The organism is Magnetospirillum sp. UT-4, assembly GCF_902729435.1.
Classification (GTDB): domain Bacteria; phylum Pseudomonadota; class Alphaproteobacteria; order Rhodospirillales; family Magnetospirillaceae; genus Magnetospirillum.
Genome location: NZ_CACVCG010000096.1, coordinates 1 through 6,981 on the forward strand (window position 1 = coordinate 1; position 6,981 = coordinate 6,981).

At 68.0% G+C, this 6,981-nt stretch carries 7 protein-coding genes; 3 read left to right on the plus strand and 4 right to left on the minus strand.

The features are described from left to right. Positions 1–7 precede the first annotated feature (7 nt). The 4 genes from MTBUT4_RS13505 to MTBUT4_RS13520 all read right to left on the minus strand — a co-directional run bounded on the left by MTBUT4_RS13505 (position 8) and on the right by MTBUT4_RS13520 (position 4,769). A complete protein-coding gene (locus MTBUT4_RS13505) occupies positions 8–1,933 on the minus strand; it encodes a nitric oxide reductase activation protein NorD (RefSeq protein WP_173980214.1) in 1,926 nt (641 codons plus the stop codon). A 162-nt stretch (positions 1,934–2,095) separates the two neighbouring features. After that, on the minus strand, positions 2,096–2,884 hold the full coding sequence (locus MTBUT4_RS13510; RefSeq protein WP_173980215.1) for a CbbQ/NirQ/NorQ/GpvN family protein: 789 nt from the start codon (positions 2,882–2,884) through the stop codon (positions 2,096–2,098). A 75-nt stretch (positions 2,885–2,959) separates the two neighbouring features. After that, positions 2,960–4,303, minus strand: coding sequence for a cbb3-type cytochrome c oxidase subunit I (locus MTBUT4_RS13515; RefSeq protein WP_173980216.1), 1,344 nt, complete (start codon positions 4,301–4,303; stop codon positions 2,960–2,962). A 16-nt stretch (positions 4,304–4,319) separates the two neighbouring features. Further along, the gene (locus tag MTBUT4_RS13520) at positions 4,320–4,769 is read right to left on the minus strand and encodes a cytochrome c (protein ID WP_173980217.1); all 450 of its coding nucleotides are present in this window, start codon (positions 4,767–4,769) and stop codon (positions 4,320–4,322) included. A gap of 244 nt (positions 4,770–5,013) precedes the next feature. Here MTBUT4_RS13520 and MTBUT4_RS13525 point away from each other — a divergent pair, with 244 nt between their 5' ends. The 3 genes from MTBUT4_RS13525 to MTBUT4_RS13535 all read left to right on the plus strand — a co-directional run bounded on the left by MTBUT4_RS13525 (position 5,014) and on the right by MTBUT4_RS13535 (position 6,941). Then, entirely contained in the window at positions 5,014–5,406 is a 393-nt protein-coding gene (locus tag MTBUT4_RS13525) for a DUF6858 family protein (RefSeq protein ID WP_173980218.1), read from the plus strand. 94 nt (positions 5,407–5,500) lie between these two features. Then, the gene (locus MTBUT4_RS13530; RefSeq protein WP_173980219.1) at positions 5,501–5,884 is read left to right on the plus strand and encodes a hypothetical protein; all 384 of its coding nucleotides are present in this window, start codon (positions 5,501–5,503) and stop codon (positions 5,882–5,884) included. A gap of 175 nt (positions 5,885–6,059) precedes the next feature. Continuing rightward, positions 6,060–6,941, plus strand: a complete 882-nt coding sequence (locus MTBUT4_RS13535) for a Dabb family protein (protein ID WP_173980220.1) — start codon at positions 6,060–6,062, stop codon at positions 6,939–6,941. The last annotated feature ends 40 nt before the right edge of the window (positions 6,942–6,981 follow it).

The window sequence follows — 6,981 nt, forward strand, 5'->3', positions numbered from 1 at the left end:
TGCCCCGCTATCCCGCCAGATGCCGGTAGATGCGCGGCAGCGCCGCGGTGAGCTGGGCGAGGTGGTGGACGATGGCGAAGGAGCCGCGGCCGAACAGGTGGGGGAAGTAGCTTTGCGCCTTCTTGTCGATGGTGACGCCGAACACCGCCATGCCCTTGGCGCGGGCCTCGTGGATGGCCTTGCGGGTGTCCTCGATGCCGTAGCGGCCTTCGTAATGGTCGACGTCGTTGGGCTTGCCGTCGGTGATGACCAGCAGCAGGCGGTGGCGGTTGGGCCGCTTCTCCAGCTCGGCCGCCGAGTGGCGCACGGCGGCGCCGATGCGGGTGTAGTAGCCGGGCTTGAGGGCGCCGATGCGCCGCATCACCTGCGCCCCGAACGGCTCGTCGAAATCCTTGACGGTGTCGATCTTGACGAAGCCGCGCTTGCGCGACGAGAAGGTATGGACGGCGAAGGCATCGCCGCAGGCGGCCAGGCCGTGGCTGAACACCGCCAGGGCCTCCTTCTCGACATCGAGGACGCGGCGGTTCTCGATCCAGGAATCGGTGGACAGCGAGCAGTCGATGAGCACGGCGACGGCGAGGTCGCGCTCCATGGGCCGGCGCTGCATCCACACCCGGTCCGAGCACACCCCCGAGGCGGCCAGGTCGGTGCGGGCGCGCACCACCGCCTCGGTATCCAACTCGTTGCCGTCCATCTGGGCGCGCAGGATCATGGCCTTGGTCCGCAGCGCCTCGAACTGGCGCTTGACCTGGCGGATGCGCCGCTGAGCCTTGTCGCTCGGGCTCCAGGCCTCGCCCTCCTCGGAGGCGATGGCGGTCACCACCCGGCAGTGATCGGGGTGGTAGCAGGCGGCGCGGTGGTCCCATTCGGGATACAGCAGATCGCCGGTCAGCCGGGTGGCATCGGTGGCCTCGGGCGGCAGATCGAGGTCGAATTTCAGCTTGGTCGCCGCCTTCTTGCCGTGCTGCGAGATGGTGATGACGTCCATCTCCTCGGCCGCCTTCTTGGCCTCCTCCTCGTCGGGGTCGTCGGCGCCGCGGTTGACGTTGACCATGTCGGCGAAGGCCAGGATCTTCTCGAACCGGTTGAGGATCAGCGGGTCCTTGCGGTTGGCGTTGTCCTGGCGCTTGCGCTCGGCGCGGCGGCGCTTCTCGTCGGCGCCCTCCTCCTCCTTGCCCGCCCCCGGCTCGCGGTCCTCGACGTCGTCGAAGCGGGCCTCGGGCGCGCGGTGCAGCGCCTCGCCCCACAGCGGGCAGGGCAGGAACGGGCGATAGCCGTGCGGCGCCGCCGCCTCCGGCGCCTCGCCGGCCAGCACCGCCATGAACGGATTGGCGGCCCCCGGCGGCGGCCCGCCGAGCAGGGCCTGCACCACCGCCTCGATTTCGGCCTCGGCCGCCGCCAGCGGCCGCGCCGGGCGCAGACGGCGCAACCCCTCGGCCAGGCGGGCGTGACGGGCGGCGAGGCCGGGATAGGCGGCGATCACCGCCCGGCTGGCGAGCGCGGCGCGGGCGAGGAAGGCCAGGTCGGCGGCCAACGGATCCGCAGGCACCGGCGCGGCCGGCGGCAGAACGGTGAAATAGGCGGCCAGCCAGAAATAGAGGTCGCGGTTGAGCCCGGCCTCGGGGAAATGGTCGAGGCGGTCGGGCAGGGTCAGCGACACCTCGTCGCGGCGCGCCACCGCCATGCGCTCGTCGTCCATGCCGATGCGCTGGCGCCAGGTCAGGCGGTGGGCCGAGGTGGAGAGAGAGGCCGCGGTGATGGCCACCCCGGCATCGCCGCCGAGGCCGCGGAAGAACACCGCCAGCGGCGCCCGCACCGAATCCAGCGCCACCGCCGCCTCGGGAAAGCGCGGCCAGGAATGGCGTTCGCCCACCAGCCGGTGCCAGAAGCGACCGACCCGCTCTTCCAGTTCGAAGGCTTCCAGGATGCTCATGCGTGTCCTCTTCGCATAATTCGGACCTCATCCTGAGGAGCCGCCAAAGGCGGCGTCTCGAAGGACGAGGGCCGTCGCACGACGTCCGTGGCCCGCCTCATCCTTCGAGACGCCTGCTGTCGCAGGCTCAGGATGAGGCTACTGGCAAGAACGGAAATCCAGTCAGCCGAACACCGCCAGCACCACCTCGTCCAGGCCCTTCTTGACGTCGGCATCGTCGGTCAGCGGCTCGATCATCGCGGCCTGGACGGCCTCGCGCAGCGGCAGGCCGGCGGCCACCAGGGTGGCGCAATAGACCAGCAGGCGGGTCGAGACGCCCTCCTCGAGGTCGTGCCCCTTCATGGCCCGCAGCCGCCCGGCCAGCATCACCAGCGACTGCACCCGGTCGGCATCGAGGCCGCTTTCGGCCGCCACCACCTTGATTTCCACCTCGGGCGGCGGGAAGTCGAACTCCACCGCCACGAAGCGCTGGCGGGTCGAGGGCTTCAGCTGCTTCAGCACGTTCTGGTAGCCGGGGTTGTAGGACACCACCAGCATGAAATCATCGGGCGCCTGCAGCAGCTCGCCGGTGCGGTCCAGCGGCAGCAGGCGGCGGTCGTCGGTGAGCGGATGCAGCACCACGGTGACGTCCTTCCTGGCCTCGACCACCTCATCCAGGTAGCACACGCCGCCGCCGCGCACCGAGGTGGTGAGCGGACCGTCGGTCCACACCGTGTCGCCGCCCTTCAGCAGGTAGCGGCCGGTGAGGTCGGCGGCGGTCAGGTCGTCGTGGCAGGACACCGTATGCAGCCCGAGCTGCAGCTTGGCCGCCATGTGGGCGACGAACCGGGTCTTGCCGCAGCCGGTGGGCCCCTTCAGCAGCAGCGGCAGGCGGTGGCGGAAGGCCAGCTCGAACAGCCGGCACTCGTTGCCGACCGGCAGGTAGAAGGGAATATCGGCGCCATTCGGCATCAAACTAACTCCAAACTGCAGCATTGGAAAAAAGTGAGGGCGGCCCGCGAACGGACCGCCCCCTTGCCTTGGTCCTTACTCCGCCGGCTGGTAGCCGACGCCGGACGTCTGCTTGGCCGCGCCGGGAACCACCAGCGCGTAGACGATGATGACGACGCCGATCAGGGTGACCAAACCTGCCCCCAGCCGCAGCCAGTAGAACAGGCCGAGCTGGTCCTGAACCTCCATGAAGTTCATGCCCAGCACCCGCTGCAGGTGGGTCTGCACCACACCGGCGAAGGTCAGCGCGAAGGTCATGAACGCCACGCCCGACGAGGTGATCCAGAAGCCCCACATGTTGAGGGTCTGGTTGTAGGGCTCACGCTTCAGCAGAAGCGGGAAGGCATAGGTCATGATGGCGATGTTCAGCATCACGTAGGCGCCGTAGAAGGCCAGGTGGCCGTGCGCCGCAGTGACCTGGGTGCCGTGGGTGTAGTAGTTGATCGGCGCAAGCGTGTGCAGGAAGCCCCACACGCCGGCTCCGAAGAAGGCGAAGGTCGCGCAGCCCAGCGACCACAGCAGAGCCGCCTTGTTGGGATGGTCGCGGCCGCCCTTCCACACCATGTAGAAGCTGAACACCACCATGGCGAAGAACGGCAGCACTTCCAGGGTCGAGAAGATCGAGCCGATCCACTGCCAGTAGGACGGCGTGCCGATCCAGTAGTAGTGGTGGCCGGTGCCCAGGATGCCGGTGAACAGCGTCATGGAGATGATGACGTACAGCCACTTCTCCACCACCTCGCGGTCGACGCCGGTCAGCTTGATCAGCAGGAAGGCGAGGATCGAGGCCATCACCAGTTCCCACACGCCCTCGACCCACAGATGCACCACCCACCACCAGAACATCTTGTCCAGCACCAGGTTGTTGGGGTTGTAGAGCGAGAACAGGAAGAACACCGCGATGCCCCACATCCCCAGCAGCAGGACGTTGGTGATGGCGGTCTTGCGCCCCTTCAGCACCGTCATGGTGATGTTGTAGAGGAACATCAGCGCCACCACGACGATGGCCAGCTTGATCCACAGCGGCTGTTCGAGGAACTCGCGGCCCTCGTGGATGCCGAACAGGTAGCCGACCACCGCGGCGGCCGCCCCGAACAGGAACAGCCAGAACTGCAGGATGGCGAGGCCGGTGCTGTGCAGCTCGGACTCGGTCTCCTCGGGGATCAGGTAATAGGCGGCGCCGAAGAAGCCCATCAGCAGCCACACGATGAGCGCGTTGGTGTGGATCATGCGCAGGATGTTGAAGGGCACCAGGTCCGCCAGGAAATTGGGCTTGACCACGACGGTGCCGAGGATGGTGCCGAACAGCACCTGCGCGACGAACAAGGCGAGCGCGCCGGCGAAGTAGTACAGCGCGACCTTTTGGGATTGGTATTTCATGATGTCACCTCGCCGGTTAGCCGCTGACCTTGGGCGGCCAATTCTGGGTGTCGATTTCGCTGGTCCACTTCAGGAAGTCGACCAGATTGTCCAACTCGCTTTCGGACAAGTTGAACTGGGGCATCTGGCGCCGACCCTCGATGCCCGAGGGCTGGCCCTTCATCCAGGCCTTGAGCGCCTCGCGGGCGCCGGCGGCGTCTTCCTTGCCGCCGAAGCGGACCCAGACATTGCCCAGTTCCGGCGCGTAATAGGCGCCCTCCCCGATCAGCGAATGGCAATCGACGCAGGCATGACGTTCCCAGATATGCTTCCCGGCGGCCACCGAGGGGGTGACCGGGTTGGCGGCGGCGATGGCGTTGGCCTTGGTCACGCTGTGCGCGGTCAAGGCGACGAACACCACGAAGAAGAATGCCGTCCCGCCATAGAAGATATTTCGGGCAGCGGCTTTCGTCAGTGTTTCGGACATGGTCGCTCCTAGGGCCGTGAGGGTTGGACATCGACCCACCGCGGACTCCCCCCGCTGGTGGCCTGCACCCAAACTCCGCGTGGGGACTTCCCCACTTGCCATGCCACGCTATCCGCTGCCGCCAGGGGCGAGCTTTAACATTGGTCAAGCATGCCGCATTCGGATTATGCCCGGCCGAATGACGCTGGCTTTCCGGCTCCATTCACATTAGCTTTCGCTAAATTTCCAGCACAGGAGCATCCCGGTGAAGCAATCGGTGTTCATGGAGAAGTACCCGGTCTTCTCGCTCGAACTGGCCAAGGACGAGACCTCGATGGCCTCGGTCGACGACATCGTCGCCTATTTCCGCGCCCGGATCGAAGGCCACGGCAAGGCCACCTTCATCGCCGTGTTCGACCATTTCGGCCACACCAAGCGCCTGGGCGGCGAGATCGACCCGGCCATCAAGGACGCCAAGAACGTGGTGTTCTGCTTCGGCCTGGCGCTGCCCAACCCGCAGGTGATGGCGGTGCGCCCGCGCTCCATCGGCATCGTCGACCTGGGCGACCGGTTCTTCGTCAACTTCATGGAAGCGCCCATGAAGGCGGCCAACGACGCCATGGAGGAATGGGCCAAGGGGCTGCGCGACAGGGGGTGACCCACCCTTTGGCGGGAGGCGGCGAACCGGCGCGCGCCTGTCCTGTTTCAAGCCATGGCCCCATGTCGGCCAGAAGCAGGAACAGGAGATGCGCATGATCCGCCGTCTGTTTGCCGCCACCGCCATGGCGGTTCTGTTAGCCACCCCGGTCCTGGCGCAGACCGCGCCGCCCTCGTCCCCCGGAGCGCCGCCGGCGGAGTTGCGGGAACCTGGGGCACCCGGCACGTCCGAATATCCGCCCGGCGCCTTTTCCCCAGGCGCCCAGTCCGGCCAGATGCCTGCCGACTGCACGCCCAACGATCCCCGCCCGGAATGCCAGACCGCCGAGCTGCCCGGAGAATCCGGTTCCAGCCAGCCGGGATCGGGCAGTTCCCTGACTCCCGACCAGCAGCCGGGTTCCGGTTCCGCCCCCACCGACCAGCCGGGCTCGAGCGGTACGCCCGATACCGGTTCGTCCGGTAGCGGCTCCAGCCAGTAGGGAAACCGCGCCCGCGTGTTCAACGCCCCGAAGGACCGGAGAGCCCTTCGGGGCGTATCGCGTCCCGCCTCCCCCCTTTTTCTGTCATCGGCTCTTGCCTTGCGGTGGCGCCGATGGCGGAATACAAGCCGAGGAAGAACCCGCACGAGGCGGGTGGCAAGGGGGGAAGTGGCGGATGTTGTGCGACCTGCGCGATATGATCGAGGGGGCGCGGCAAGGCCGCTTCGCCCTGCCCTGTTTCGACGTTCCCGACGTGGCCCTGGCGGCCGCCGCCATGGAGGCCGCCGCCGACATGGACTCGCCGGTGGTGCTGCATCCCGTCCGCGATGCCGCGCTGCTGATGCCGGCGCTGCAGGCGCTGGCCCGCATGACCCCGATCCCCACCGCCATGGTGCTGACCAACGTGGCCGACCGCGGCGACGCCGCCGAGGCCATCCGCCTTGGCGTGTCGGGCCTGGCGGTGGCCAATGCCGACCGCGTCCACCTGGAAGCCATGGCCCAGGCCTGCGCCATCGCCCTGCTGGAGCCGCCGCCGGCCCGCATCGTCAGCCACGCCACGCCGGACCCCGGCTTCGCCTGGCTGGGCGGCGAACTGGCGGAATCGGTGTCCATCCCGGTGGCCCGGCGCCAGGACGAAACCGGCCGCAGCCTGCGTTGGGAGGAAGTGATCGAGACCGCCCACAAGGCCGCCCGCGCCCGCGCCGCCGCCGCCATCGGGCGCTGCGGCTCGGCCGGCTGGGCGGAAAAGCTGATGGCCGAGTCCCGGCCGCGGCGCGAGGTCGCCCACGTGGTCGCCTACAACGCCGACGACGACGTCCACGCCATGGTCGCCGAGGGTATGGCGGAACTGTCGCGCATCCCCGGCGTGCGCCAGGTCTTCGCCGGCCAGGCGGTGACCAAGGATTCCCGCTACCAGCACGCCTGGGTGATCCGCTTCGTCGGCGCCGGGGTCATCCCCTATTTCCGCGACCACCCGGCCCACGTCCGCTTCGCCGACGAACGCTTCCGCCCCATGGCCGCCGACCGCATGACCATCGATTTCGAGGACGAGCGCTGATCGGGAGCGGACATTTCGCCCGACCCGTTCCGTATCCGTA

Excerpts from the sequence above, each read along its gene's own strand:
- MTBUT4_RS13505 (WP_173980214.1), bottom strand. The coding sequence starts at position 1,933 with ATGAGCATCCTGGAAGCCTTCGAACTGGAAGAGCGGGTCGGTCGCTTC.
- MTBUT4_RS13510 (WP_173980215.1), bottom strand. The coding sequence starts at position 2,884 with ATGCCGAATGGCGCCGATATTCCCTTCTACCTGCCGGTCGGCAACGAG.
- MTBUT4_RS13515 (WP_173980216.1), bottom strand. The coding sequence starts at position 4,303 with ATGAAATACCAATCCCAAAAGGTCGCGCTGTACTACTTCGCCGGCGCG.
- MTBUT4_RS13520 (WP_173980217.1), bottom strand. The coding sequence starts at position 4,769 with ATGTCCGAAACACTGACGAAAGCCGCTGCCCGAAATATCTTCTATGGC.
- MTBUT4_RS13530 (WP_173980219.1), top strand. The coding sequence starts at position 5,501 with ATGATCCGCCGTCTGTTTGCCGCCACCGCCATGGCGGTTCTGTTAGCC.
- MTBUT4_RS13535 (WP_173980220.1), top strand. The coding sequence starts at position 6,060 with ATGTTGTGCGACCTGCGCGATATGATCGAGGGGGCGCGGCAAGGCCGC.